The 26,464-nt window shown below is 65.2% G+C and carries 25 protein-coding genes; 16 read left to right on the top strand and 9 right to left on the bottom strand.

Annotation, left to right across the window (positions count from 1 at the left end; translation table 11 throughout):
- Positions 1–44: 44 nt before the first annotated feature.
- The 3 genes from CA951_RS18720 (at position 45) to CA951_RS18730 (ending at position 2,810) form a co-directional block, all read left to right on the top strand.
- Entirely contained in the window at positions 45–1,223 is a 1,179-nt protein-coding gene (locus CA951_RS18720; protein WP_087558263.1) for an acyl-CoA dehydrogenase family protein, read from the top strand.
- Complete coding sequence (locus tag CA951_RS18725; protein WP_087558264.1) at positions 1,220–2,392, top strand: thiolase family protein; 1,173 nt, start codon at positions 1,220–1,222, stop codon at positions 2,390–2,392. The genes CA951_RS18720 and CA951_RS18725 overlap by 4 nt, the downstream gene beginning before the upstream one ends.
- 61 nt (positions 2,393–2,453) lie before the next feature.
- On the top strand, positions 2,454–2,810 hold the full coding sequence (locus CA951_RS18730) for a Rieske (2Fe-2S) protein (RefSeq protein ID WP_087558265.1): 357 nt from the start codon (positions 2,454–2,456) through the stop codon (positions 2,808–2,810).
- Positions 2,811–2,980: 170 nt separating this feature from the next.
- Here CA951_RS18730 and CA951_RS18735 read toward each other — a convergent pair whose 3' ends face one another.
- From CA951_RS18735 to CA951_RS18750, 4 genes are all read right to left on the bottom strand, one after another.
- Positions 2,981–4,012 (bottom strand): NAD(P)-dependent alcohol dehydrogenase, encoded by a 1,032-nt coding sequence (locus CA951_RS18735; protein ID WP_087558266.1) that lies wholly within the window; start codon positions 4,010–4,012, stop codon positions 2,981–2,983.
- Positions 4,013–4,058: 46 nt separating this feature from the next.
- On the bottom strand, positions 4,059–5,255 hold the full coding sequence (locus CA951_RS18740; protein ID WP_179220238.1) for a cytochrome P450: 1,197 nt from the start codon (positions 5,253–5,255) through the stop codon (positions 4,059–4,061).
- Positions 5,256–5,557: 302 nt separating this feature from the next.
- Positions 5,558–6,346, bottom strand: coding sequence for an amidohydrolase family protein (locus tag CA951_RS18745; RefSeq protein ID WP_087558268.1), 789 nt, complete (start codon positions 6,344–6,346; stop codon positions 5,558–5,560).
- Between the two features lie 11 nt (positions 6,347–6,357).
- Complete coding sequence (locus CA951_RS18750) at positions 6,358–7,152, bottom strand: SDR family NAD(P)-dependent oxidoreductase (RefSeq protein ID WP_306300852.1); 795 nt, start codon at positions 7,150–7,152, stop codon at positions 6,358–6,360.
- Between the two features lie 179 nt (positions 7,153–7,331).
- Between CA951_RS18750 and CA951_RS18755 the strand changes: the two genes are divergently transcribed.
- Genes CA951_RS18755 through CA951_RS18765 form a run of 3 tightly spaced genes read left to right on the top strand, consistent with a single transcriptional unit; the run spans position 7,332 to position 10,022 of the window.
- Positions 7,332–7,748 carry an SRPBCC family protein gene (locus CA951_RS18755; protein ID WP_179220239.1) on the top strand — a complete coding sequence of 139 codons (417 nt, stop codon included), beginning with the start codon at positions 7,332–7,334 and terminating at the stop codon, positions 7,746–7,748.
- Between the two features lie 52 nt (positions 7,749–7,800).
- Positions 7,801–8,958, top strand: coding sequence for an acyl-CoA dehydrogenase family protein (locus CA951_RS18760; RefSeq protein WP_087558271.1), 1,158 nt, complete (start codon positions 7,801–7,803; stop codon positions 8,956–8,958).
- Positions 8,958–10,022, top strand: coding sequence for an acyl-CoA dehydrogenase family protein (locus tag CA951_RS18765; RefSeq protein ID WP_087558272.1), 1,065 nt, complete (start codon positions 8,958–8,960; stop codon positions 10,020–10,022). Before CA951_RS18760 ends, CA951_RS18765 begins: the two co-directional genes overlap by 1 nt.
- A gap of 97 nt (positions 10,023–10,119) precedes the next feature.
- Here the strand turns inward: CA951_RS18765 and CA951_RS18770 are convergent, their stop codons facing one another.
- Positions 10,120–11,001 (bottom strand): SDR family NAD(P)-dependent oxidoreductase, encoded by an 882-nt coding sequence (locus tag CA951_RS18770; protein WP_087558273.1) that lies wholly within the window; start codon positions 10,999–11,001, stop codon positions 10,120–10,122.
- Between the two features lie 228 nt (positions 11,002–11,229).
- Here CA951_RS18770 and CA951_RS18775 point away from each other — a divergent pair, with 228 nt between their 5' ends.
- On the top strand, positions 11,230–12,108 hold the full coding sequence (locus tag CA951_RS18775) for a FadR/GntR family transcriptional regulator (protein WP_087558274.1): 879 nt from the start codon (positions 11,230–11,232) through the stop codon (positions 12,106–12,108).
- A gap of 19 nt (positions 12,109–12,127) precedes the next feature.
- Here the strand turns inward: CA951_RS18775 and CA951_RS18780 are convergent, their stop codons facing one another.
- On the bottom strand, positions 12,128–15,166 hold the full coding sequence (locus CA951_RS18780; RefSeq protein WP_256973988.1) for a protein kinase: 3,039 nt from the start codon (positions 15,164–15,166) through the stop codon (positions 12,128–12,130).
- 250 nt (positions 15,167–15,416) lie between these two features.
- On the opposite strand from CA951_RS18780, the gene CA951_RS18785 reads away from it, so the two are divergent.
- The 5 genes from CA951_RS18785 to CA951_RS18805 all read left to right on the top strand — a co-directional run bounded on the left by CA951_RS18785 (position 15,417) and on the right by CA951_RS18805 (position 20,419).
- Positions 15,417–15,884 (top strand): SRPBCC family protein, encoded by a 468-nt coding sequence (locus CA951_RS18785; protein WP_087558276.1) that lies wholly within the window; start codon positions 15,417–15,419, stop codon positions 15,882–15,884.
- Positions 15,885–16,084: 200 nt separating this feature from the next.
- The gene (gene mmsB / locus CA951_RS18790) at positions 16,085–17,011 is read left to right on the top strand and encodes a 3-hydroxyisobutyrate dehydrogenase (protein WP_256973989.1); all 927 of its coding nucleotides are present in this window, start codon (positions 16,085–16,087) and stop codon (positions 17,009–17,011) included.
- Positions 17,012–17,048: 37 nt separating this feature from the next.
- Positions 17,049–17,618 carry an adenylate kinase gene (locus CA951_RS18795; protein ID WP_087558278.1) on the top strand — a complete coding sequence of 190 codons (570 nt, stop codon included), beginning with the start codon at positions 17,049–17,051 and terminating at the stop codon, positions 17,616–17,618.
- A 69-nt stretch (positions 17,619–17,687) separates the two neighbouring features.
- Positions 17,688–19,190 (top strand): aldehyde dehydrogenase family protein, encoded by a 1,503-nt coding sequence (locus CA951_RS18800; protein ID WP_087558279.1) that lies wholly within the window; start codon positions 17,688–17,690, stop codon positions 19,188–19,190.
- Positions 19,191–19,204: 14 nt separating this feature from the next.
- Positions 19,205–20,419, top strand: a complete 1,215-nt coding sequence (locus tag CA951_RS18805; protein ID WP_087558280.1) for a CaiB/BaiF CoA-transferase family protein — start codon at positions 19,205–19,207, stop codon at positions 20,417–20,419.
- Positions 20,420–20,434: 15 nt separating this feature from the next.
- On the opposite strand, the gene CA951_RS18810 is transcribed toward CA951_RS18805, so the two are convergent.
- Positions 20,435–21,346 (bottom strand): LysR family transcriptional regulator, encoded by a 912-nt coding sequence (locus CA951_RS18810; protein ID WP_087558281.1) that lies wholly within the window; start codon positions 21,344–21,346, stop codon positions 20,435–20,437.
- Positions 21,343–21,816, bottom strand: a complete 474-nt coding sequence (locus CA951_RS18815) for a MarR family winged helix-turn-helix transcriptional regulator (RefSeq protein ID WP_087558282.1) — start codon at positions 21,814–21,816, stop codon at positions 21,343–21,345. The genes CA951_RS18810 and CA951_RS18815 overlap by 4 nt, the downstream gene beginning before the upstream one ends.
- 131 nt (positions 21,817–21,947) lie before the next feature.
- On the opposite strand from CA951_RS18815, the gene CA951_RS18820 reads away from it, so the two are divergent.
- The 4 genes from CA951_RS18820 (at position 21,948) to CA951_RS18835 (ending at position 25,868) form a co-directional block, all read left to right on the top strand.
- A complete protein-coding gene (locus CA951_RS18820; protein ID WP_087558283.1) occupies positions 21,948–23,105 on the top strand; it encodes an acyl-CoA dehydrogenase family protein in 1,158 nt (385 codons plus the stop codon).
- Positions 23,102–24,163 carry an enoyl-CoA hydratase/isomerase family protein gene (locus tag CA951_RS18825; RefSeq protein WP_087558284.1) on the top strand — a complete coding sequence of 354 codons (1,062 nt, stop codon included), beginning with the start codon at positions 23,102–23,104 and terminating at the stop codon, positions 24,161–24,163. The genes CA951_RS18820 and CA951_RS18825 overlap by 4 nt, the downstream gene beginning before the upstream one ends.
- Positions 24,164–24,195: 32 nt before the next feature.
- Positions 24,196–25,095 carry a 3-hydroxyisobutyrate dehydrogenase gene (gene mmsB, locus CA951_RS18830; RefSeq protein ID WP_087558285.1) on the top strand — a complete coding sequence of 300 codons (900 nt, stop codon included), beginning with the start codon at positions 24,196–24,198 and terminating at the stop codon, positions 25,093–25,095.
- Positions 25,092–25,868 carry an enoyl-CoA hydratase gene (locus CA951_RS18835; RefSeq protein WP_087558286.1) on the top strand — a complete coding sequence of 259 codons (777 nt, stop codon included), beginning with the start codon at positions 25,092–25,094 and terminating at the stop codon, positions 25,866–25,868. Before mmsB (CA951_RS18830) ends, CA951_RS18835 begins: the two co-directional genes overlap by 4 nt.
- Before the next feature lie 56 nt (positions 25,869–25,924).
- On the opposite strand, the gene CA951_RS18840 is transcribed toward CA951_RS18835, so the two are convergent.
- Entirely contained in the window at positions 25,925–26,458 is a 534-nt protein-coding gene (locus tag CA951_RS18840) for a MarR family winged helix-turn-helix transcriptional regulator (protein ID WP_072946034.1), read from the bottom strand.
- Between the last annotated feature and the right edge of the window lie 6 nt (positions 26,459–26,464).

The raw sequence follows: 26,464 nt of genomic DNA on the forward strand, positions 1-26,464 counted from the left end.
CCCGAATTCGGAGTCGACAATGCCCGGCTGGACAAGGAAAACTAATGGCCTTTGAACTGGATCAGAAGTACCTCGCTATTCGCGACGAAGCGGCCGCGGCCGCGGCCGCGGCCGAACCATTCGCCGTCGAAGCCGACGCGATGAGCACCGTGCACGAGGGCATGCGGAAAGTGCTTGCCGACAGCGGTCTGTGGACACTCACCGTGCCGGCAAGATGGGGCGGGCGGTTCGAGGCCGTCGACCCGCTCGCGGTGTGTGTCGTTCGCGAGGTTCTCATGGGAACGTCGGCGCACCTGGATTCGCTGTTCGCGCTGCAGGGTATCGGTAGCTTCGGACTGGCGCGGGCCGGTAACGACAAGCTCCGCGACGAGTGGCTGCCCGAGGTCGCGTCCGGCGAGGTCCTCGCCGGACTCGGGCTGACGGAGCAGGACGCCGGCTCGGACTTGAAGAACATCGTCACCGAGGTGCACCGGGACGGTGAACGTCTGGTGCTGAACGGCAACAAGTCCTTCATCTCCAACGGCGGCGCGGCCGGCTTCTACTGCGTGCTGGCCCGCGAGGACCAGGGCCTGAGCCTGTTCCTCGTCCCCGCGGACGCATCGGGCCTGACCATCACCCCCACCCCGGAGATCATTGCTCCGCATATCCTGGCCGAGCTCGCGTTCGACGATGTCGAGGTGAACGAGGACAACCGCATCGGTGAGATCGGCAAAGGTCTCGAGCACGTGCTCGCCACCTTGGCGGTGTTCCGCGTCTCGGTCGCGGGAGCATCGATCGGCCTCGCTCAGTCGGCGCTGGACGAGGCGGCCCGGCACGCGGGGACACGAGTGCAGTTCGGGCGCCCGCTCGCCAAGCTCGGCGCAGTCGCCGACATGCTCGGCGCGTCCTGGGCCGAACTCGAGGCGGCCCGCCTCCTGACGTACAAGGCCGCCGACATGGCCCGGGCAGACCCGGCGGCATCGCTGCACTTCAGCTCCATGGCGAAACTGGTCGCCAGTGAGACGGCCGGCCGCATCACCGACCGCGCCGTGCAGATCTCCGGCCGCTTCGGGCTCGTTCGCGACTCCAAGCTCGAGCGCCTCTACCGTCAGGCCCGCCCCATGCGGATCTACGAGGGCTCCTCGGAAATCCTCCGCCTCGGCATTTCCAAGACGCTCGTGAACAACGTCCTCGCCGACGGTGCGGCCCAGGCCGCGACCACCCCGGAAGGAGCCCGACGATGAGCACCGACACCGCGCATCAGGCCGTCATCATCGACGCGGTCCGGTCGCCGGTCGGCCGCGGGCATGCCGAGAAGGGCGTTCTCCGAGACGTGCACCCCGCCGACCTGCTCGGACAGTGCTACGAAGGTGTCCTGCAACGAGCGGGCATCGATCCGGCCACCGTAGACAACGTCATCACCGGATGCGCCAACCAGATCGCGCAACAGTCCTCCGGAATTGCCCGCACCGCCTGGCTGCAGAAAGGTCTTCCGGCCACGACGGGCGCCACGACGGTGGACATCCGGTGCGGCTCCAGCCAGCAAGCAGCCCACTATGCGGCGTCCTCCATCACGGCCGGCATCGATCGTGCCGTGATCGCCGCCGGGATCGAGCACATGGGCCGCAACGGTTTCCGCGTTCACCACGGTTCGCAGGAGCAGTGGGGACAAGCGTTCACCGAGGAACTGACGTCACGCTACCCGTTGGTGTCGCAAGGTATAGCCGCCGAGCGCTTGGCCGATCGCTATCAGATCAGTCGCGCCGAAATGGACGAGTTTTCCGCCCGGTCCCACCAACGCGCCGCCGCGGCTGTCCGGGACGGACACCTGGCCCGGGAGATCCATCCGATCGAGGTCGACGGCACCAAGGTCGACGCCGACCAGGGCATCCGGCCGGAGGCGACAGCGGAGTCGCTGGCAGCCCTGAAACCGGTCTTCGCGGACGACGGAAAAGTAACCGTCGGCAACTCGTCTCAGATCTCTGACGGAGCGGCCGCCGTCCTGCTCACCAGCGCCCAGTTCGCACAGGAAAACGGACTCCGGCCGCGCGCACGCGTGGTGGATCAGGTCGTTCTCGGGGTCGACCCGGTCGATATGCTGACCGGCCCCATCCCTGCGACCACACGTATCCTCGAACGCAACAACCTGAGCATCCGCGACATCGACGCCATCGAAATCAACGAGGCATTCGCCTCCGTCGTGCTCGCCTGGCAGCGCGAATTCCAGGCCGACATGGACCGGGTCAACTCCTGGGGCGGAGCGATCGCGATCGGGCACCCGTTGGGCACCACCGGGGCCCGGCTACTCACCACGATCGTCAACCGGTTGGAAAGCACCGACACCCGCTTCGGCCTCGTCACGATGTGCTGTGGCGGAGGCCTCGGCACCGCCACGTTGATCGAACGGATCTGACCCATCACCCTCACCGTTCCCTCCGACGGAAACGGTCTCATCGCACAACTGGAGCACCACAATGACACGCCACGTGATCGGCAAACTGGACGAATTTCCCGACGAGACCCGCCGCGTCGTCGACATCGACGGCGTGGAGATCGCCGTCTTCAACGTCGGCGGCGCCTTCCACGCTATGCGCAACGCATGCCCCCACAAGGGCGCCTCGCTGTGCACACTCCCTCCCACCGGCATGATGCTCGAAAGTGCACCCGACGTCTACGAATGGGGACGTGACGGTGAGATCGTGCGGTGCCCTTGGCACGGTTACGAATTCAACCTGTCCGACGGCAAGTCGGTCATCGCGCCGAAGCTCAAACTTCGCGCCCGCGTCTACAACATCGACGTCGAGGGTGAAGAAGTGGCGCTCTACGTCTGACTCAGCAAGAACATTCGGGCACATGCGATCCGGGCCGGTGACAACCGGTCCGGATCGCTTTGTGATTTTTCCACACATCTCGAATGGGAATCGAAACGGCCCTGGTTCGATCTCTGCGTGAGATCGAACCAGGGCCACCGGTGACGAGGAGCAGATGCCTCGCCGAAGCCTCACATGACGAGGACCCCGCGTTCCGCAATCTTGTGTTCGGCAAGATCCTGAAGCGCCTGGTTGACGTCGTCGAGACTGTAGCGCGTGGCGTCGGCGTTGATTCCGTGTTCCTTCCATAGGCTGATGACCGCAGCCAAGTCGGCACGCGACCCGAGCGAGCTCGTACTCACCTGCACTTGCTGGTTCGGGTTCGTGTAGCCGAAGGGCAGAGTGCCGCCCCCGATTCCGACCAGCACGATCGCACCGCACGGCGCGGTGACGCCGGCCGCGAGGGCGAGCGTGCTGTCTATTCCGACGAAGTCGATGACCGCGTCGACACCGAGGCCGTCACCGGACACGTTCAACAGCTGGCCCACAGCATCATCGGATGTGGAATCCACCGCCATGGAAGCCCCGATCGTGAGAGCGTGTTCGCGCTTGCCTGCGTCGATGTCCACAGCGACAATCCGTGCCGACGTCAGTGCCGACAAGTATTTGATCGCGAACTGCCCCAGTCCCCCGGCCCCGATCACGGCCACGCTTCGGTCGGGTTCGAGCAGTCTGTCCAGGACCTTGGAGACCGCCCCGTAGGCGGTCAGTCCGGCGTCGGTCAACGGCGCCGCCTCCACGGGGTCCAGGTCGCCCAGTGGAACGAGGTGCCGGGCGGCAGGAACGAGTAGGTAGTCCGCCCACCCTCCTGGCTGGGTCACGCCTACATAGCTGACGTTCGGGCAGATGTGCTCATGACCGGCCCTGCAAACGCGGCAGGTGCCATCACCCCACCCCGGCCATACCGCTACCGCATCCCCCACCTCGAAGTCGGTCACGCCGTCGCCGAGTGCATGCACGTATCCGGTGTTTTCGTGCCCGAGTGTCCATGGAAAATACGGCACGGAGGGCATGCCGGGTCCGGCGTTTTGGATAGTGACGTCCGAGTGGCACACACCGGACGCCGCGATTTTCACCACGACCTGACCCGGCCCCGGCGTGGGGTCCGGGATCTCCTCGACGACGAGATCAGAGCCGGTGGACGGCAGTCGAGCAGCGCGCATTGGAATCCTTCCTTCGTATGGTGCTTGTTGCGGCAACCGTCGACATTCAGGCAGTGAACCGGTACCGAGCCAGACCCCGCACCCAGTAGGACGGCATCCACTCGGGATCCGACTCCAGCGGCTGCAGATCAGGGAAGCGTGTCAGCAGTCCGCTGACGGCCTTCGCGCACATCATGCGGCCGAGCGGTGCACCGATGCAGTGGTGCGCGCCGGTGGCGAAGGACAGGTGCTTGTTGAGGTTGGGCCTGTCGAGGATGAACCGCTCCGGCTCGTCGAACACCGTGTCGTCGTGGTTGGCCGACGCGAGGTACGCGAACACCATGGACTCCGCCGGGATGGTGACGCCCGCGACCTCGACGTCGCGCGTGGAGGTCTGGAAGACCATCTGCACGGGTGAGTTCTGACGTAGCGTCTCCTGGACCGCTGCCAGAGCCCTGGTCGGGTCGCGACGCACCTCGGCCAGGATGTCCGGGTGCGTGAACAGGTTGTATATCGTCGAGCTGATCAGGTGGGACGGCGTCTCGGAGCCGCCGAACTGCATCAACGCGACCAGACTCAAGATTTCGGTGGCGGTGAGAGTCTGGCTTTCTTCCTCGGCGCGAACAAGATCCGAGACCAGATCGGTCCCTGGATGGGTTCGACGGTATTCGATCTGCTCGGTGAAGTAGGCACGGAGTTCGGCGACACTCTTGCTGATCTGGTCGAGCTCTTCCTGGGGAAGAACTCCGCGGCTGGGCGACTTCAACAGATCCATCGTCCAGCGCTTGAAGTCCTCCCGCACGTCCGGGTCCTCGACGCCGAGCAGGTCCGCGGTGACGTTGACCGGGACGTAGGCGGCGAAATCCGACACCAGATCGAATTCCGAGCGCTTGTTCTCCAGGTTGTCGAGCAACCTGTTGACCACGGCATCGACCTTCGGCTCCATGGACTTGATGGCACCCGGCCGGAAGCCGGCGTTGGCCAGGCGGCGGATGCGGGAATGCTCCGGCGGGTCCGTGGCGATGATGGACTTCACCTCGGGGACGGGATCGAACTCACCGAACGCGCTCGTAGTGAAATCCTTGGCGGAGAAAGTTTCCGGATGCTTGAAGGTGCTCTCCACATCGGCGTACCGGAAGATTCCCCACGCGCCGACCGACTCGAGATACTGCACCGGCGCGTTCTGGCGAAGTTCTTTGTAGAAGGGGTAAGGGTTCTGCTGAACCAGGTAGTCGAGCGGATCGAAACCGGTGGCGGTTGTCACCATAACCTCCAAATCAGGACCGGCAGACTCTTGTGAGTCGTGCTCGGACGGTTCGTTCTGTGACGCACAACACGTACTGAAATAACGTAACCATAATCATATTATCTACGCAAGGTCGGAGTGCGTTTCGACGGAACAAATATTGGAATCCTCAGCTGGAAGCTTGCTTTCACACCCTCCGACCGGACAGCAGCACACCTACGGAACCGACTCGAAGTCGATTTGCCGCTCTGTCAGACGGCTTCGATCCGAGACACGAGTCGTGCCTCGGACCGAAGATCGTGATTCGGCCTTGGTGCCGATCAGGATGAAATTTTCAACAACCGCGCCAAATTGAGTCCGAGGATGTTGTCGACGTCGCTGTCGGGTAGACCCAACTCACGCACGGCCTGGATCTCCCGCCCCTGATCCGCCATCGGCCAGTCCGAGGCGAAGATGATCCGCTCGGGACCGTGCGCCTCGATCGCCTTCCGTACGTCGGCGGGGTGGAGCTCGGCAAGGCTCGGCGGCCACGAGGTGTCCAGGTAGACCGGCAGTCCGACGACCGTGTCGACCGCCGCCTGGAACTGCCGGTAGCCGCCGAAGTGGCAGGCGATGACGTCGAGCCTGGGAAATTTGCGGATCAGTTCTGCCAGCATCGCCGGGCTGCAGACGCCCTCCGAACTGGCGGTGGAGATGGAACCGATGTGAATGATGACTGCGAACTCGCCTTGCATGGCGTCGAACAGTCGGTCCATGCGCAGGTCGTCGAGAGCGTACTTCTGGAAGAAGGGATGGATTTTCACTCCCTTCAGACCGTGCCGGCGAAGGCTCTCGACGTTCTCTTCCGCCGACAGCTCGGGATGAACCGATCCGAATCCGATGAAGTAGTCGGGATCGAGTGATCCGGAGAACTTGTTGGCTTTGTCCACGGCCGCACCGTCGTTCGCGACGGCCAAGCAGACCGAGCGGTCGATCCCGGCTGCGGCCATGGACTTCTTGAGGCCGCTCGCGGTACCGTCACCGCGACGTTCGAGATCCGGTACCGATCCGGCGAGGGCGCGTTTGGCGACCGCGTCCGGCCACATGTGCGTATGTGCGTCGATGATCATGGGGATACCTCTCAGAGCCGGCTGACCTCGCCGCCGTCGATGACGGCGACCGAACCGGTAACGAAATCGGACAATGGGGACGCCAGGTATGCCACCAGCGGACCGAACTCCGCCGGGTCGCCCATACGGCCGGCGGGGATCTTCCTCAGTCGCTTCGCGAGAACGTCCGGCGAGTCGGTGACAGCACTCTGCGCGTCCGTGGTGAAAGCACCGGGGGCGATGGCGTTGACCTGGATGCCCCTCTTTGCCCACTCGCCCGCGAGTGCCTTCGTGAATTGCACGAGCGCGCCCTTGGATGACGAGTACGCCACCAATGTCGGCTTTCCCTTGAGCCCGGACGTGCTCGCGATGTTGATGATCTTGCCGGACCCCTGCGGGAGCAGGTGTTGCGCCGCCGCACGGGTCAAGACTGCGGGCGCGCGCACGTTGACGTCGAAGACCTCGTCCCACAGTTTCTGAGGCTGCTCGTCGAAACGCCCGGCCGGGGCGATGCCGGCGTTGTTGACGACGATGTCGAGGCGACCGAACACCTCGACCGCAGCGTCGGCGAGAGCCGCCACCGCATCCATGTCGCGCATGTCGCAGGTCTGCACCGCGGTGCGGTCAGGGTATCGACCGTGCAAATCTTCCAGCGCCTCCCGCGTGCGTGCCACCAACAGGACTGACGCGCCTTCCTGTATCAGGGCTTCGGCCGCCGCCCAACCTAGTCCACGGCTTGCGCCCGTCACGATCGCGACCTTTCCGCGAAGCTGGAGGTCCATTGATCCCATCCCTTTCGGTGCTGAAGTGCCTCGGCGCAACCACATCTACGGAAGCACCGGCGTCGCGCCCTTGCCAGGCGACGAAATTATAATTATATTTGCCATATTAAACGTCAATCGGTGCCGGCGCCAGACCCACTTCGCCCCGACGAGAGGGCCCACGATTCGGTGCCCGATGACACCCACCACACCTCACGAAAGGCAAGGAACCTATGAGTGTCCCGATGACTGTCGAGGAGACCACCCTTTCCCCTGCGCCCGCCGCGGACATCTGGAAGCTGTGTGGCGCCCCCGCCTCGATCGCCGAGTGGTCTCCCGCCGTGGGGAAGTCGTGGATGGACGGCGACGTGCGCCACGTCGAACTCACCGGAGCCGGACAGGCGCGGGAACGAATCACCGAGCACGATGACGCGGAACGCTACTACACCTACGACTACGTGGACGGCCCGCTCGTACTCGATGCGATGTCATCACGGTTCGCGGTGCACGCCACGGCCGACGGCGGATCGAAGATCGTGTGGTCCGCGCAGTTCGCTGCCGTCGACGACGCGCAAGGTGCCGAGCTGGCACAAGCAGTGAGCGGCATGTACCAGGCAGGCTTGACCAGTCTCGCCGCGCTGGTGGCAGCGAGTCCGTCGTGACGTCGCGGGTCCGGCGCCGCGTGCGTCGTGCCTGTTCTGGAAGGAGCCCCCGGTGAGCAAGACTCGACTGATCCCACCCGCCGTCGACGATCCGAGCGAATACGATGCGCTTCGCGCCGAGGTGCGTGGCTTCCTCCGCAAGTGTCTCGACGACGCAGTATTCACACCAGGAGTCGACACCTGGCTCACCGGGTGGGACCCCGCGTTCACGCGCTTGCTGGCCGAACGCGGATGGATCGGCATGACCATCCCCACCGAATACGGGGGACACGGGCGGTCGCACCTGGAGCGATTCGCCGTGACCGAGGAACTTCTAGCGGTGGGCGCCCCGGTCGCGGCCCACTGGATCGCGGACCGGCAAATCGCTCCATCACTGTTGAAATTCGGCACCGAACAGCAGAAACACCGGTTCCTCCCTGCCATCACAAGGGGCGAGTGCTTCTTCGGCATCGGCATGAGTGAACCCGACTCCGGATCGGATCTGGCGAGCGTTCGCACGAAAGCCGTTCGTGTCGAAGGTGGCTGGAGAATCACCGGGACCAAGGTGTGGACGTCGGGAGCTCACCGTGCGGACGCGTTCATCGCTCTCGTCCGGACATCACCGAAGGACCCGGACGTCCGGCACGCCGGCCTCAGCCAACTCATCATCGAGCTGAGGTCACCGGGAGTCGAAATCAGACCGATCATCTCGATGGGAGGAAGCCATCACTTCAACGAGGTGATACTCGAGGATGTTTTCGTTCCCGACGAGATGGTACTCGGCCGGATCGGTGACGGCTGGCGGCAAGTGACGTCCGAACTCGCCTACGAGCGCAGCGGTCCGGAGCGCTTTCTGTCGACCTTCGCCCTGCTTGCCGAGACGGTGGAACAGGTCCGTACCGAACGAATTCGGGGCGACGGCGACCTGGGTCGCCTGACTGCCCGAATTGCAGGACTGCACCAGATGTCCTCCGCCGTCGCCGGAGCCCTGCACCGCGGCGAGCCGGCTGACAGTGCGGCCGCCGCGGTCAAACTGCTGGGCACCGCGACCGAAGGCGACATCGCAGACTACGCGGATGTCCTCATGAATCGCGACGCCCGCGGCCTCGACGCCGATCTCTTCACCGACCTCGTCGACCAGGCAATCGTCCAACGACCCGGCTTCACTCTGCGGGGCGGCACCAATGAGATCCTCGAGGGTGTTGTCGCACGAGAACTAGGACTGCGCTGATGAACACACATACGACGGTCGATCCGGATCTCGTCGAGATGATGGAATCGGTCTTCGCGACCCATCGCACTGCCCTTCCGCACCCGGGAGATGCCGCAGCATTCGATCCGAAGCTGTGGGCGGTACTCGGCGATCTCGGTCTCGCGCGGCTGACCGGGGGCGAATCCCATGGTGGCAGCGGTGCTGACTGGCACGCCTCCGCGGTGCTGCTCGGTGCCGCCGCAGCAGCGGCCGTCCACGTCCCCGTTGCCGAACATGACCTGTTGGCCGGATGGCTTCTCGAGACGGCGGGCCTTCCCATGGACGGTCGCTTGCGAACAGCCCTCCTGCTCAACGACCCTCGGGAGGCGAGCGTGGTGCCGTGGGCACGCGACGCCGAATTTCTGGTGGCTCTTCGCCGCACCGAATCATCGTGGATGGTTTCCGACATCGCCAGAGAACGGGCGACCATCATCACGGCGCAGAATGTTGCCGGCGAGCCGCGGGACCGCGTCACAATCGATGTCGACAATGCGCACTGGACCACAGTTCCGCACCACGTCGCCGAGACCTATATCCTGCGAGGGGCCCTCGCCCGCGTCTTGCAAACGTGCGCGGCGATGGAACGGATCGTCGAGTTGTCGATCGAGCACGCGTCCAGCCGCGTCCAGTTCGGCCGGCCGCTGGCGAAGTTCCAGGCAGTACAACGCCTGGTCACCGAAATCGCATCCGAGACCGCGCTCGCACGCGCCGCCGCAGACTCGGCTGTCGCCCGAGTCGAGAGAGAGGGTTGGAACACATCCGGCGCTGCCTTCAGCGTCGCGGTGGCCAAGTCCTGTGCCGGTCATGCCGCCTCGACAGTGGTCCGCAGTGCCCATCAGGTCCACGGCGCCATTGGCACGACACATGAGCATGAGCTCCACCGGTACACCCTGCCTGTGCTCGCATGGCGCTCGGAGTTCGGATCCGTGTCGCAGTGGGATCAGTTGCTCACCCGAACCGCGGTCGCCGCAGGACGGGATCAGGCATGGAGTTTGATCACCGAGGGTCGTCCGGTGCCGGGAGTATCAGACATCATCGGGTAGACGACCGGCGAAAACCGGTTTTGCCGAATCACTTTCGGCACAACCGGTTCACTTGGCTCAGCGGGCGCAACACCACTTCACAGCGAATGCGAGGATGTCATCGTCGCGATTCGTCGCAACCCTCCTCCGCCGGCGGCCATTCGTCGACCATGTGCAAACCGCGTCCGAGATGCGCGGCGCCGTCGATCTGCAACAGTTGCCCAGTGATCATCCGACCCGCCGGCGACGCGATGAACGCGACGAGTTCGGCGACGTCCGCGGCCGGCGTGGGCCTGCCGGCCGGCACCGACTCGGGAACTACGTGATCCCGCAGGGATGACGCAATGTCATCGGGCAGCGAGTCCGAAATCACTACACCCGGCGCTAGGCAATTGACGCGGATGCCCAGATGAGCCCACTCCAGTGCCAGCGTCTTCGTCATCGCCAGCACGCCCGCGCGGGCCGCCAGCGAGTGCGCGAGGCCCACGCTCCCCCGCTCGACACCCGAAAGGGAGATGTTCACGATGCTGCCGCCCCGCCGGGCCAGAAACTGCTTGGCTTCGGAGATGACGGTGAAGACCGCATTGAGGTTCAGATCGACCACGGCGCGGAATCCGTTGTCGGAGATCTTCTCTGCCTCAGCATAGAACTGTCCGCCCGCGTTGTTGACGAGAAGATCGATGCCCAACTCGGCCGACGCCTCGGAGATGATGGTTCGAACCTGCACGCAGTCTCGAACATCGACCGAGAACCACCGGAAGCTGCCCTGCGCACTTCCCACAAGCTCCGCCGTCCGCTGCAGCGCGGACTCGTTACGACCGACCCCCGTCACCGTCGCCCCGAGCTCGACCAGGCGAACGCAAATTTCCTGCCCGATACCGCTTCCGGCGCCTGTCACCACAGCGTGATTGCCTGCGAGGAGCAGCGGTTGCAGCACCTTCACATCGGCGACCTCCCAGGCCCGCCCCGATTGTTGCGGATGCGGCCGATAAGTTCGCATGCCAACTCCCTTCGAACTCGACAGCGACTCCGTGTCGGTTCTGATCACGCCTCGGCAGGTGCCGTCTCGGGTACCATCTGGCCGGAGCACAGCATTAGATGCATAACATAGATATGTTTACTGTCAAAGAATCACTCCGTCAACCCCCGGTCGGATCAGCGTTCGGCCGGCACCCTCGGCGGCGGCCAACTCGACGCCGGGGCAGCACCGCTGAGCGAGGGGTCCCGAATGTATGATGAACATATGCCAGGTAAAAAGGTGACAGGGTCGACTACGGCCAGTAGTCGCACACGCTCCGGTCGCCCGTCCACAGCAGGCGAGACCGTCACCCAGATCCTGCCACTGTTCCGGGACGTCACCCCGCTGACACGCCTTCCCGCGATGCCCCTCAAACGCGCCGAGATGGTCGCTCAGCGCATCGTGCACACGATTCAGGAACAAGGCCTGAAGCCAGGCGACCCACTGCCGGTCGAATCGGACATGTACGAAACTTTCGGCGTCGCGAGAAGCACTCTTCGTGAGGCGCTACGTGTGCTGGAGCAGCAGGGCGTGATTGTGATCCGCCCGGGCCGAGGAGGCGGACCCACCGTAGGACTGCCGGACTCACGGCACCTGGCGAGCACGCTTGCCCTCCTGATGCAGTTCTCGGACACTCCTTTTCGATCCGTGCTTGAGACCCGTGAATACATCGAGCCTATCGCTGCTTCCCTCTGCGCGCAGAACGGTGATGACCGGGTCATCGACGGACTCCGCCAATCGGTCGACGCCATGCGCGCGAACATCTCCGACGAAGATTCGTTTCTCTACGAGAACCACAGGTTCCACGAGTTGATCGCGGAGGGGGCACGGAATCCGCTGATCTCCTACTTCCTCAATTCGCTCGACTGGATCATCGACGGCGCGCGCTTGGGTGTTGTGTACAGCAAAGCCTCACGCAAGCAGGTTGCGGTGATTCACGATCAGATTTGCGAAGCAATCGAAGACGGCGACGGTGACCGTGCACGGGATGCCATGAGCGAGCACATGCGCGACACGCGTGCCTTCTTCGAGCGAAAGCATCCTCAGGTGATGAACCAGGCTTTGACCTGGGAGATGTACGGCCAGTAATCGGCCCGGGCGAGATCGTCTAGGACTCGATGAGAGCCAGCTTGATGGCTTCCTTCGCACCCAACCGCGACCCTTTGCGGTGCCGCGATCGAAAACCTCGTTCACCTAAGCTGCTGCGAGTCGATGCCTCGCATTCGGTGTGGTGACTGCGAAGTTCCTCGAACAGTAGAGGCGAGCTTCCCACTGCAGATCCAAGCGACTCCGCCGCGCCCAACAGCAGGGCGGCTCGGTCGAAGTCGCTGTTACGACCAGAGATCCACGCCAGAACTTCCAGACACAACGCTGTGACGAGCGGCTCGTCGATCAGACGGCAGAACTGAAGGCACTCACGCATATATTGCTCTGCACGAACAGTGTCTCCTTGCCTGAGCACCGCGATACCGATACCCCACAACGAGTACGAGCGGTAAACCGATTCGCCGCGTGCCTCGGTGATGCGGAGTACTTCGTTGTGACACGCGATCGCCCGCTCGTTGTTGCCACCCAATTCGTAAGCCAGCCCCAGCATCATCAGAATCCATACACGCACTCCGACCTCCGCATGTTCGCCGAATGTCTGGAGAGCTTCTTCGAGCCTCTCGGACGCCTGCAGCATATTCCCGCTGTAGAGTTCGAGAATTCCCCTGGCGTGGGCAACTCGGGCATCACTGACGGGATCTGACATCTCGGCGACCAGCAACTCGCCCTGGGAGACAAGGTTCGAACCAGCTGAAAGGTCGCCTTGCAGTTCAGCGAGCACACTGTTGGCATACAGGGCTTTGACTCGATCTGCCGACGCGCAGACAGGTCGCGTTTCCAGGGCGCGGTCGAGCCAGAATCTCCCCTCGCTGAGCAGGTTGCGGGAAAGCCAGAACGGAAACAGTGCCGCCGTAATCTCGAGCGCGGAGCCGTTCATTCGTTCGTCGGACTCGAGTACCGCGAACTCGATGGCCTCGCGGAGATTCGACTGTTCGCGGCCGAGTCGGGCGATCCATCCGAGTTGCCTGACGCTGATCCAATCGCTCTCGGCATCGAGTACCAACTGGCGATACCAATCATGATGCCGACGCCGAAGTTTCGCGTGATCGCCGGATTCGCGTGCTTTTACTCGCCCGAATTCACGGATCGTCTCCAACATTCGGAATCCGACAGCGTTTCCGTGCTCCTCCCGAATGAGAATCGACTTGTCGACGAGCGAGAAGATGCCGTCGAGTAGCTCGTCTCGATCGATCTCCTCACAGACGCCCTCTGCCGCGTCGAGTTCAATGATGCCGACGAACACCGACAGGTTGATCCATATCTGCTGTTCCAGCACCGAACACAGGTCGTAACTCCACTCGACGCAGAGGAGAAGGGTGCGCTGACGAGCCGGTGCCGCACGGTTTCCATGGGTGAGCAGTTTGTATCGATCGGTCAGCCGCTGAGCGATCTGCTTGAGCGACATCGCCCGTAACTGCGCTGCCGCCAATTCGAGGGGTAGGGGCAGGCCGTCCAGTTGACGGCAGATTTGCACAACGGTGTCGATGTTGTCATCGGAAAGCTCGAATCCCGGCACCGCGTCGGCGGCACGTTCCTCGAACAACGCGACTGCGTCGTAGTTCGGTGATGCCATCAATGCGGGCTCATGGTCCTCGGCGGGAGTGCTCAGGGATGGCACGCGCAAGACGGACTCGCCGGCAATGTTCAGAGGCTCGCGAGTCGTCGTCAGGATCGAGACCTCGGGGCAGGTTCGGAGAATCGTCTCTGCAAATCGCGCTACCGGCGCTATCACGTGCTCGCAGTTGTCCAGCACGATCAGCAACTTCCGATCGATCAGGAACTGGACGATCTCGTCCATGGGATCCGTGTGACCAGTTCGCAAACCGAGGGCTCGGGCGATGACGTCGATGAGGACGGACTCATCCAAGACTTCACCGAATTCCGCCAGCCAGACACCGTGCGGGAAATTCTTTCGCAGGTCAGCGGCGAGTCGCAACGCGAGCCGTGTTTTCCCGACTCCGCCGATCCCCGTCAACGTCACGAGCCGCGCGGTGTCGAACATACTTTTCGCGTCGGACAGTTCGACCTGGCGGCCGACGAAGCTGGTCAACTCCAGGGGCAGATTTCCGGCGCGACTCTGACGCGCGGTTCGGCGGCCTGAGTGCTCTTCCGTGGATTCTGCCGAAACGGCATCGCGTCGCCCCAGCGGCGCCACTGGCTCCTCCCCCAGGAGCGCCATCTCATCGACGTCCATGCCATTCCGCGCTTGGACGGCGCGTAGTTCATCACCGAAGTCGACAGCGGTTCCTGGACGGTCGTGAGGGTCGCGTGCCATGGCGTGTTCGATCACTCCGGCGATGTCGTCCGGAATTCCGTGTTCGCGCAGGTCGGGAAGAGGATTCCGCGCGATCCGGACGAATTGCGCCACGACCTTCTCTCCTGATCGGCGCTCGAATGCCGCGTGGCCTGTCAACGCACAGAAGAGGGTCGCGCCGATGCTGTAGATGTCCGACGCCGGGGTCGGCGGATCACCTCTGAGGATCTCCGGCGCCGCAAATGCAGGCGATGCCGTAATCGTGTCTTTCGCAGTCTCGAACCCGCCCACGATGTGCGCGATTCCGAAGTCGGTGAGCGCCGGCTCGCCGTAGCTCGAGAGCAAGATATTGCTGGGCTTGATGTCGCGGTGCAGGATCCCGAGCCGATGAGCGGTCTCCACCGCACCGGCGATTCGGACCCCCACTCTCAACACTTGATCGGGACGAAGTGGACCGTCGTCCCGGATCAATGTTTCCAACGAGTCCAACGGGTGATAGGGCATGACGATGAAGGGGTGCCCGCTCGTTGTGGAACCCACCTGGAGGACATTCACGATGTTCGGGTGGCCGGTCAGGCGACCCATCGCACGCTGCTCGCGGAAGAATCGGGTCCGGTTCTCGTCGTCGATCGCACCGATGAGAACTTTGACCGCGACCGTTCGGTCCAGAGAGGGTTGCAGACACCGATAGACCACTCCGAACCCACCACTGCCGATCTCGTGAGCCTCCGTCAATCCGACCGCACTCAGATCACGTTTCATGGCGTCGTCTTGCCGTGTCTTCAACCGACCATCCTCAACCATCACACCAGTCACAGACTTGCGATTTTGCCGCGACGACGTGAGATCGTCGTCACAACATCACTGTGAATCTACCCTCTGATGGAAACCGCGACGGTCCTCGCCGATCGCACCGGTGACGTCGGTAGCCGCATCGAGGATCGGGCAGCCTGCCTCGAGACGCACGGTCGATCACCTTTGTGACAGCTCACCCGATACCGCCGAGTTCGCGACGACCCCGCCCTAGACTCGGGCCATGGGAAGGACCGACCGTGCCAGTCGGGTGATAGCGGCGTCACCGACGACCGTGTACGACGCCCTGCTCGATCGGGAATCCGTCGAGGCCTGGTTGCCACCGGAGGGCATGCGGGGCCGGATCGAGCAGTGGGACCCTCGGCCCGGTGGCGGGTTCCGGATGGTCCTCACCTACCTCGACCCCGCCGACAGCCCCGGCAAGAGTTCGGCAGCGACGGATGTCGTCGACGTCGGGTTTGCCGACCTGGTGCCGGCCGAGCGGGTGGTGCAGCAGGCGGTGTTCGAGGCCGACGACCCGTCGTTCGCGGGCACCATGACGATGACCTGGCACCTCACCGCCACCGGTGACAGAACCGAGGTGACCGTCACCGCCACCGACGTGCCACCCGGCATCGACCAGGCGGACCACGAGGCCGGCATCGCGTCCTCGCTGGCCAACCTGGCGTCGTACGTCGAAACGTCCGGCTAGACCTCGCCCGCATTTCGGCTCCTCAGAGTTGCCGGTGGGCCGCGGCGATGCAATTTTGCACATCCCCCTTGCAGGTTCGGTGATTCCGCGATCGTCCCCGCGCGGGCACACTCGAAACCGTTCCCGGCGGAGAGCGACGCACACAGCGGCCCGCTTCCCGGGATTCACCCACGACCTGTTGTCCGGATCGATGCGCGTGCGTGGAACGTCGGCAACCACAAGGAGTACAGATGAGCAAGATCGCTTTCCTCGGGCTCGGAAACATGGGCTTGGGAATGGCCACGAATCTGACGCGAGCCGGCCACACGGTCGTCGGATTCGATCCCTCCCCGGCGGCCGCGGAGAAGGCGAAAGCACACGGAATCACCTTCGCTGACAGTGCTGTCGCCGCCTCCGAGGATGCCGACGTGATCATCACGATGCTGCCCAGCGGCAAGCACGTGCTCGACGTCTACGCCGACCTGGTCCCGGCGGCACGGCCGGGAACCCTGTTCCTCGACTGCTCGACGATCGATGTCGCCGACGCGCGGGCCGCCGCCGAACTCGCCGTCGCCGCCGGTCACAGCGCCGTGGACGCCCCCGTCTCCGGCGGCACCGTCGGTGCGGACGGCGGAACCCTCACGTTCATGGTCGGCGGTCCGGCCGACGCGGTGGACCAGGCTGCCACGTTCCTCGATGCCATGGGATCCCGGATCGTCCGATGCGGCGACGCCGGGGCCGGGCAGGCCGCGAAGATCTGCAACAACATGATCCTGGGAATCTCGATGATCGCCGTCAGCGAAGCTTTCGCGCTGGGCGCCAAGCTGGGCCTGACCGACCAGGCACTGTTCGACGTCTCGTCGACCGCGTCCGGTCAGTGCTGGGCGTTGACGACCAACTGCCCGGTCCCCGGTCCCGTTCCGACCAGCCCCGCCAACCGCGACTACGCGGGTGGATTCGGGAGTGCGTTGATGCTCAAGGACCTTCGCCTCGCGCAGGCCGCCGCAACCGACAACGGGGTGGACACCTCGCTCGGACGGCGCGCGACCGAACTCTACGAACAGTTCGTCGCTCAGGACGGCCCGGGCCGTGACTTCTCCGCGATCGTGACGGCGATCCGTTCCGGCGCCCTCGACGCCCAGGCATAACCGTCGTCACCCCCGCTCGACGCGAAAGGAATTTGTTGTGCGCATCATTCTGACAGGACCGCCCGGAGCGGGTAAAGGAACTCAGGCGCAGTCACTTTCGTCGGAACTGCAGATCCCCCACATCTCTACCGGCGACCTGTTCCGAAGCAATATCGCGCAGGGCACGGAACTGGGCCTGCGAGCGAAGTCGTTCCTCGATGCAGGCGAACTGGTGCCGGACGACGTCACCATCGGAATGGTGGTGGAGCGACTCGCCGACGACGACACGACCGCCGGATTCATTCTGGACGGCTTCCCCCGCACCGTGGCTCAGGCAGTTGCCCTCGATGAATTCCTGGCCGAGCAGCTGATCCAGATCAACGCTGTCCTGGACTTTTCGATCGCGGACGATGCCGTCGTCGAGCGGATGCTCGCCCGCGGACGCGCCGACGACACCGAGGACGTCATCCGTCGACGTCTGCGGGTCTATCACGACGAAACCCGCCCGCTGCTCGACTACTACTCGGCACTGCTGCTGACGGTCGATGCGGACGGGGAGGTCGACGACGTCTACGCCCACGCGATCGACGCGCTGTCCGAGCGCGGAAGTGTCGCGCCCACTCCCTAGCACTGCCCCCATTGCTTCCGTCTTCGCTGCACTCGCAGCAGAGCTATCCCTTATCAAGGAGATTCCGACATGACCTCCACACAGTCCACACTCGCTGATCTCGCGATTCCCGAAGCCCGCGACTACCCCATGTTCGTCGACGGCGGTTGGGTCGAAGCCCGCTCCGGCGAATGGACGAACGTGACGACCCCGGTCCTGCGTGAGCACGTGATCGGCCGGGTCCCGTCGTCGAGCACCGAGGATGTCGATCGGGCGGTCCGCGCGGCGAACAAGGCCTTCCCGCAGTGGCGTTCCCAGCACTTCACCGCACGGGCCCGGATCCTGGCGAAGATCGCCGACGCAATCGACGCCCGCTCCGAGGAACTCGCACGGCTCACCGCCCTCGACACCGGCAACGCGCTGCGCACCCAGGCCCGCCCCGAGGTCATCACCCTGGCGAACCTGTTCCGCTACTTCGCCGGCGTCGCCGGTGAGATCAAGGGCACCGTGCTGCCCGCAGGCGACGACCAGCTGCAGTACTCCCGGCAGGAGCCGCTCGGCGTCATCGGCGCCATCCTGCCCTGGAACTCCCCGCTGATGATCGCCGGCTTCAAGATCCCCGCGGCCCTCGTCGCCGGCAACACCGTCGTCGTCAAGGCCGCCGAAGCCGCACCGCTCAGCGTCCTGCTGCTCGCCGAGATCTGCGCCGAATACCTGCCCGCCGGTGTCCTCAACGTCATCACCGGATCCGGCAGGGTCGCCGGCGAGGCGCTCGTGCAGCACCCGGACGTCCACAAGGTCTCCTTCACCGGCTCCACCGAGGTCGGCCGCCACGTGGCCCGCGAAGCCGGCGGCCGCCTGGCCCACGTCTCCCTCGAACTCGGCGGCAAGAACCCGTCCATCGTGTTCCCCGACGTCGACGTCGACGACGACTTCATCAACCAGCTGCTGCTCTCCACCCGAGTGCACCGGCAGGGCCAGAGCTGCACCGCCGGCTCCCGCCTGTTCCTGCACCAGGACATCTACGACCAGGTCCTCGACCGACTCGTCACCACCCTCGCCGGCCTGAAAGTCGGTAACCCGCTGGACGAGGCGACGGACATGGGCGCCATCATCAACGACAAGCAGTTCGCGTCGGTGAACGGATTCCTCGAGGACGGCCTGAGCTCGACCAAGGTCTCCACCGTCCTCGACGGCTCCCCCGACACGATCGGCAACACCGACGGCTACTACATGGGCCCGACCGTGTTCTCCGGCGCCGACAACACCTGGCGCCTGTCGCGGGAAGAGATCTTCGGACCCGCCCTGGTCGCGATCCCGTGGAACGACCACGCCGACGTCATCTCGATGGCCAACGACTCGCACTACGGCCTGGCCGCGTACGTGTGGACGCACAACCTCGACCTGGCCCTGTCCACGGCCCACGCACTCGAAACCGGGTGGGTGCAGGTCAACCAGGGTGGCGGCCAGATGGTCGGCCAGTCCTACGGCGGGTACAAGCAGAGCGGCCTCGGCCGCGAGGTGTCCCTCGAGGGCATGATCGCCGGATTCACCCAGACCAAGCAGGTCAACGTGCGCCTGCGCACACTCTGAGGAGGAAACGCATCATGACTGTCGGACCTCTCAATGACATTCTCGTGCTGGACGTTTCCCGGGCACTGGCCGGGCCGATCGCCGCGATGATGCTCGGCGACCTCGGCGCCCGCGTCATCAAGGTCGAAGCCCCGGGCACCGGCGACGACTCCCGCACCTGGGGGCCGCCGTTCGTCGGGCCGCAGGACGACCCGCAGTCGTCGTACTTCATGTCGGCGAACCGGAACAAGGAATCGATCGTGCTGGATCTGAAATCCGAGCACGGCAAGGACGCGCTGCGTCGCCTGATCCGTCAGGCGGACGTGCTGATCGAGAATCTCCGGCCGGGCGCCTTCGATCGCCTCGGGTTTTCGCCGGAGGTGCTCGAAGAGCTCAACTCGCGGCTGATCACGTTGTCGATCACCGGGTTCGGGCACGACGGCCCGGAAGGATCGCGTGCGGGCTACGACCAGATCGCCCAGGGCGAGGCCGGCCTCATGTCGGTGACCGGTGACCCCGACGGGGAACCGACGCGGATCGGAGTGCCCGTGGCGGACGTCCTCGCCGGTGTCCACGGCACCGCCGGAGTGTCGGCAGCGCTGGCGGCCCGGGAGAAGACCGGCAAGGGCATGGTCGTCCGGACGTCCCTGCTGGCCGCCGCGGTCAGCGCGCACACCTTCCAGGGCACGAAGTGGACCGTCGGCGGTCAGGTCGCGCAGCGGTCCGGCAATCACCATCCTCAGATCGCCCCGTACGGCAGTTTCCGCTGTGGTGACGGGTATGTGCAGATCGCGGTCGGCAGCGAGGCGATCTGGGCGAAGTTCGCGCCGGTCGCCGGTCTGTCGGCCGACGATCCGCGGTTCGCGGTCAACCGTGACCGGGTCGCGGCCCGCGATGCACTGATCGCCGCCATCGAGGCCGACTTCGCCGGCCGCACTCGGGTCGATGTGCTCGCCGCGCTCGAGGCCGCGGGTGTTCCCGCGGGGTCGATCCGGACGATCGACGAGGTCTACGAGTGGGAGCAGACCCGCAGCCAGGGCCTGCTGCTCGAGGTCGAGCACCCGGTGGTGGGACCTGTGCAGTTGCCCGGCCCGTCGCTGCGGATGGAAACGGCAGGCGGCGACTCGCTGGTACGCGCCGAGCACGCTGCACCACCGGTGCTCGGGCAGCACACCGAACAGATCCTCAACTGGCTCGACTCGGTGGACGCCGCCGATCCGCTCGATACCAGGGTGCCCGCGCAGGCGTGACGCCCTCCGACGGAACTACCTGGTGGGGACCAGTTCTTCTCGACGGCTGAGAGCCTCTTCCTGGATCGCTTGCCGCACAGCCTGTACCGCAGGATTGGTCAGGCTTTCGCGGCGAGCGGCCAGGGAGAAGGAGAGTCGGACGTCGACGGTGTCGGGCAGGATTCGGCGCAGATCGGCGTGCTGGTCGGCCATGAATGCCGGCAGCAGTCCGATGCCGCCACCGCACCGGGTGGCCGCGACGTGAGCGAAGATGTTGGTGGACATGAATTTTGCCGCAACACCGGGCAGATGACGGTTCAAGTCGAGATCCCCGACCTGCAGCAGGGAGTCGACGAAGAAGACCAGCGGGTGCGCCGTCAGCTCCTCGATGCTGCCGGGTTCACCGTGGTCGCGGAAATACTGTTCGCTGCCGTACAACCCGAGCGAGTACTGGCACACCCTTTCGGAGACCAGCCGACTGGTGATCGGCGTCCCCACCGCCACGGCCAGGTCGAACCCCGATTGATAGAGATTGAGTTGCCGTGTATCGGTGACCAATTCGACGACGAGATGCGGATGATTCATTCTCAACTTGGCCAGCGCCGGAGCGACGAACAACGAGCCGAACCCGTCCGGAGCGGTGATCCGGACCGTTCCCCGGAGTGTATCCTCGCTGATGCCGAGGACCACGTCGGCCGCTTCCTGAACGGCTTCCTCGATGTGTTGCGCCTTCTCCGCGATCGATCGGCCGACATCGGTCAACTCCCACCCGTCGGCACTGCGCTGCAGCAGTCGGACGCCGAGAACCTTCTCGAGCGCGCGCACGCGCCTCGAGACGGTGGTGTGATCGACGCCCAGGTCCATCGCAGCAGATTGGCGGCGACCCGTCCGCGCCACGGCGAGCAGGTACCGCAGATCATCCGAGCGAATATTGCGTACGTCGATCACGGCCGGTCTCCCGACAGTTCGGCGGCCGCGGTCGATGCCCGCCGGGTTGCGGCGAGTAGCTGTTGCAGACCCTCGTGGAGACGGTGCATGTCCTGTGGGTCCGCGAGCGCGACGCCGTCGAGGGCTCGGCTCGCCGACGCCCCCACCTCGAGGCCCTTGTCGGTGACCGTGACCAGGGTCGAGCGACGGTCGGAGCGATTGATCGCCCGCACGCACAGCCCTGCCTCTTCGAGGCCGTCGACGAGCGTTCCGATGGTGGTCGGGTGCCGGTCCAGGGCACGAACGATCCGCACCATGGGCAGCGGGCCGTTCGCGGCGACCATCATCGCCAGGACCTCGTACCGCGCGAACGACAGGCCCAGTGGGCGCAACGTGGAGTTGAGGTGATGGGTGATCAGCTTCTGCGTCTGCAGGACGGCGGCGATCAGCGCCGTGGCCGGCGCCGGGTGGGGTGGTTGCGTAGTGGCCACCGGTAGCCTCCTCGTGGTTCGTACTCGGGAATCCAATGAACGACCACTTTCGGGTCACATCCCACTGGCAATTTACATGGATATCCAACTATAGTACTTCCAACTACCCGAACCTGAAAGGGTCGATTTGTATGTTCACCTTGACCGATGACGAGCGGGCGATCAGTGACACGGCCCGTGATTTCGCGGCCGAGCATCTGGCGCCGCATGCTGTGGAGTGGGATCAGACCAAGCATTTCCCGGTGGATGTGCTGCGCAAGGCCGCCTCGCTGGGGATGGGCGGGATCTACGTCCGCGAGGANGTGGGCGGCTCCGAGCTGACCCGCGTCGATGCGGCCCGNATCTTCGAGCAGNTNGCGAAGGGCTGCCCGTCGATCGCCGCCTACATTTCCATCCACAACATGGTCACCTGGATGATCGACAAGTTCGGCACCGACGAGCAGCGGCACACCTGGGTGCCGGGACTGTGTGCGATGGATCAGCTGGGCAGCTACTGCCTCACCGAACCCGGCGCCGGCTCGGATGCGGCGGCGCTGAGCACCAAGGCGGTCCGCGACGGCGACGACTACGTCCTCAACGGGGTCAAGCAGTTCATCTCCGGGGCCGGGACGTCGGAGGTGTATGTGGTGATGGCCCGCACCGGCGACANCGGGCCGCGCGGGATTTCGGCGTTCATCGTNCCGAAGGANTCGGCGGGGCTGTCGTTCGGGCCGAACGAGGTGAAGATGGGCTGGAACGCCCAACCGACCCGGCAGGTGATCTTCGAGGACGTGCGGGTACCGGCGGGCAACCTGCTCGGTGCGGAGGGCGGCGGGTTCCGGATCGCGATGGCCGGCCTGAACGGGGGCCGGTTGAACATCGCCGCCTGCTCGGTCGGCGGGGCGCAGACCGCGCTGGACAAGGCCGTCNCGTATCTGGCGGACCGCAAGGCGTTCGGGGCNTCGTTGCTCGAGTCGCAGGCGTTGCAGTTCCAGCTCGCGGACATGCGCACCGANCTCGAGGCGGCCCGGACCCTGNTGTGGCGGGCGGCGGCCGCGCTGGAGGAGGGCGCCCCGGACGTGGTNGAGTTGTGTGCGATGGCGAANCGGTTCGCCACCGACACCGGNTTCGAGGTCGCGAACAAGGCGCTGCAGTTGCACGGCGGGTACGGCTATCTTGCCGAGTACGGGATCGAGAAGATCGTCCGCGACCTGCGGGTGCATCAGATCCTCGAGGGCAGCAACGAGATCATGCGGGTGGTCATCGCCCGCAGCNTCNTNGCGGGACACGGGAAGCAGGGAGCGGCATGACAGACACGGTGGACGAGGTTCTGATCGAGAAGCGGGACGGNCTGGGCCGGATCGTGCTGAACCGGCCGAAGGCGATCAACGCCCTCAACCACACCATGGTGCGGAGGATCGCCCCGGCNCTGGCGGAGTGGGCNGGGGACGAGGAGGTGCGGGCGGTGCTGATCACCGGCGCCGGGGAACGCGGCCTGTGCGCNGGCGGGGACATCGTNTCGATCTACCACGACGCGAAGGAGGGNGGTACCGGGTCGCGGGAGTTCTGGCGGGACGAGTACATCCTNAACGCGGCGATCGCGAACTACCCGAAGCCGTATGTGGCGATCATGGACGGCATCGTGATGGGCGGCGGGGTCGGGGTGTCGGCGCACGGCAGTGTGCGGATCGTGACCGAGCGGTCGATGATCGGGATGCCCGAGACCGGGATCGGGTTCGTTCCCGACGTCGGCGGCACCTATCTGCTGGCCCGCACCCCGGGGGAGTTGGGCACCCACATCGCGCTGACCACCGCACGGCTGAGTGCCGGGGATGCGATCGCGTGCGGGTTCGCCGACCACTTCATCCCGTCCGCGAAGATCGAGGCGTTCGTCCAGGCGCTGTCGAGCGTGTCGATCGACGAGGCGTTGGCGGAGTTCACCGAACCGGCCCCCGAGTCGGACCTGCTGGCGCAGCAGGGCTGGATCGATGCCGCGTATTCCGCGGACTCGGTGGCGGAGATCGTGGCCCGGCTGCAGGCCAGTGCGGTGCCGGAAGCGCAGAAGGCGGCCGAGCAGGTGCTGTCGAAGTCGCCGACCGCGTGCGCGGTGACCCTGCGGTCGCTGCGCCGGGCCCGCGTCGCGGGCAGCCTGGAGGAGGTGCTGAACGAGGAGTTCCGGGTGTCCGTGGCGTGCCTGGGTTCGGCCGATCTGGTCGAGGGGATCCGGGCGCAGGTCGTCGACAAGGACCGCAACCCGCACTGGTCGCCCGCGACGATCGACGAGGTGACCGACGCCGACGTCGCACAGTTCTTCGCGCCCCTCGGCGACCTCGAACTCGGCCTCACGGCCCCGCAACCGCAACGCTGACCACCAGCCACAAGCGTCCAGGAGGGACTGCAATGAGCACTACCGTCGGATTTCTGGGACTCGGTCACATGGGTGGCCCCATGGCGGCCAACCTCGTCAAGGCGGGACACACGGTGGTCGGCTTCGACCTCGCGCCCGCCGCACTCGAGCAGGCAGTGAAAGATGGTGTCACCGTCGCCGATTCGGCCGTCGAGGCCGTGCGTGAGGTGGACGTCGTGATCACGATGCTGCCGAGCGGCAAGCACGTTCTCGGGCTCTATGCGGAGATCCTGCCCGCCGCGAAACCGGGCACCCTGTTCATCGACTCGTCCACCATCGACGTGGCGGACGCCCGCGCGGCGCACGACGAGGCCGTCCAGGCCGGACACCGTTCGGTGGACGCACCCGTCTCCGGTGGCGTCGTCGGCGCGACCGCGGGAACTCTCGCGTTCATGGTCGGCGGCACGGCGGACGACTTCGAATCCGCGAAGCCGCTGCTCGACGTGATGGGCAAGAAGGTCGTCCACTGCGGCGACCCGGGTAACGGTCAGGCCGCGAAGATCTGCAACAACATGATCCTCGGTGTGTCGATGATCGCCGTCAGCGAGGCGTTCGTCCTCGGCGAGAAGCTGGGGCTGAGCAACCAGGCCCTGTTCGACGTCGCATCGAACGCGTCGGGTCAGTGTTGGGCGCTCACCACCAACTGTCCTGTGCCCGGACCGGTTCCGACGAGCCCGGCCAACAATGACTACCAGCCGGGCTTCGCCGCCGCACTGATGGACAAGGATCTCGGTCTCGCCGCGAACGCGCTGAAGACCAACGGCGTCGAGGCCGAACTCGGGCTCCGCGCCGCCGAACTGTACAGCCGGTTCCACGCCGCCGGCGGTGGTGGCCAGGACTTCTCGGCCATCATCAACGACATCCGCGAACGTTCCACCGAGGGAGAGCAGTGACCGACTTCGAGACCATTCTCCTGGAGCGCAAGGGCCGGGTGGGGATCATCACCCTCAACCGTCCGAAAGCCCTCAACGCACTGAACTCCGAACTGATGCGCGAGGTCGTGTCGGCTGTGGAGGAGTTGGAGAAGGATTCGGCGATCGGTGCCATCCTGATCACCGGTTCCGACCGGGCCTTCGCGGCGGGCGCCGACATCAAGGAGATGCAGCCCAAGTCGTACATGGACGTCTACCTGGACGACTTCTTCGCCGCATGGGATCGCCTCGCCGCGGCCCGCAAGCCCACCATCGCTGCTGTCGCGGGCTACGCCCTCGGCGGCGGATGCGAACTGGCGATGCTCTGCGACATCCTGATCGCCGCCGACACCGCGAAGTTCGGTCAGCCGGAGATCAAGCTCGGTGTCATTCCCGGCATCGGCGGCTCGCAGCGGCTGACGCGCGCAGTGGGCAAGGCCAAGGCCATGGAACTGTGCCTGACCGGCCGGAACATGGACGCCGAGGAGGCCGAACGCGCCGGGTTGGTGTCGCGGATCGTGCCCGCCGCCGACCTCCTGGACGAGGCGCTGCAGACGGCGACCACCATCGCCGAGATGTCCCTCCCGGTCGCGATGATGGCGAAGGAGGCGGTGAACCGCTCCTTCGAGACCACGCTCACCGAGGGCGTCCGGTTCGAGCGCCGGGTGTTCCACTCGACGTTCGCCACCGAAGACCAGAAGGAAGGCATGGCGGCGTTCGTCGAGAAGCGTTCGCCCGTCTTCAAGCACCGCTAGACGCCCTGACGACTGTCGCCCCGCACCGGGATCCGGTGCGGGGCGACAGTCGTGGGTCACCACTTGGTGGGCGCGTCTCCGGTGTCGAAATCGCCTGCCTCGCGGCGCAGTTCGGCGAGGATGGCGACCAGTTGTTCCAGCTTGTCACCGGACACGCCGGGGCGTGAGAACACCTGGGCGTTGAGCCGCTCGGTGGACTCGACGGCCAGTTTCCTTCCCGCGTCGGTGATTTCGATCAGCGTCGCGCGTCGGTCGCTCGGATGCGGAACACGCCGCACGAGATTCGCCGTCTCGAGCCGGTCGACGGCGTTGGTGACGCTTGTCGGGTGAACCTGAAGGCGCGCGCTGGCCTTCGCCATCGGGAGCGCACCGGTACGCGTGAACGTCAGCAAGGTCAGCAATTCGTACCGGGCGAAGGTGAGCCCCGACGGTTTGAGCACCTCTTCCACCCGCGCGATCATGATCTGATGGGCGCGCATCACCGAGGTCACCGCGGCCATGCCGTCGGCGACGTCACCCCAGCCGTGCTTGGTCCACTGCCGGTGGGCCTCTTCGATGGGGTCGAGATGAAGTGGTGACGGTGGTGGCATGCGTCG

The sequence above is a fragment of the Rhodococcus sp. NCIMB 12038 genome (assembly GCF_002165735.1).
In the GTDB taxonomy this organism is placed as follows: Bacteria; Actinomycetota; Actinomycetes; order Mycobacteriales; family Mycobacteriaceae; genus Rhodococcus_F.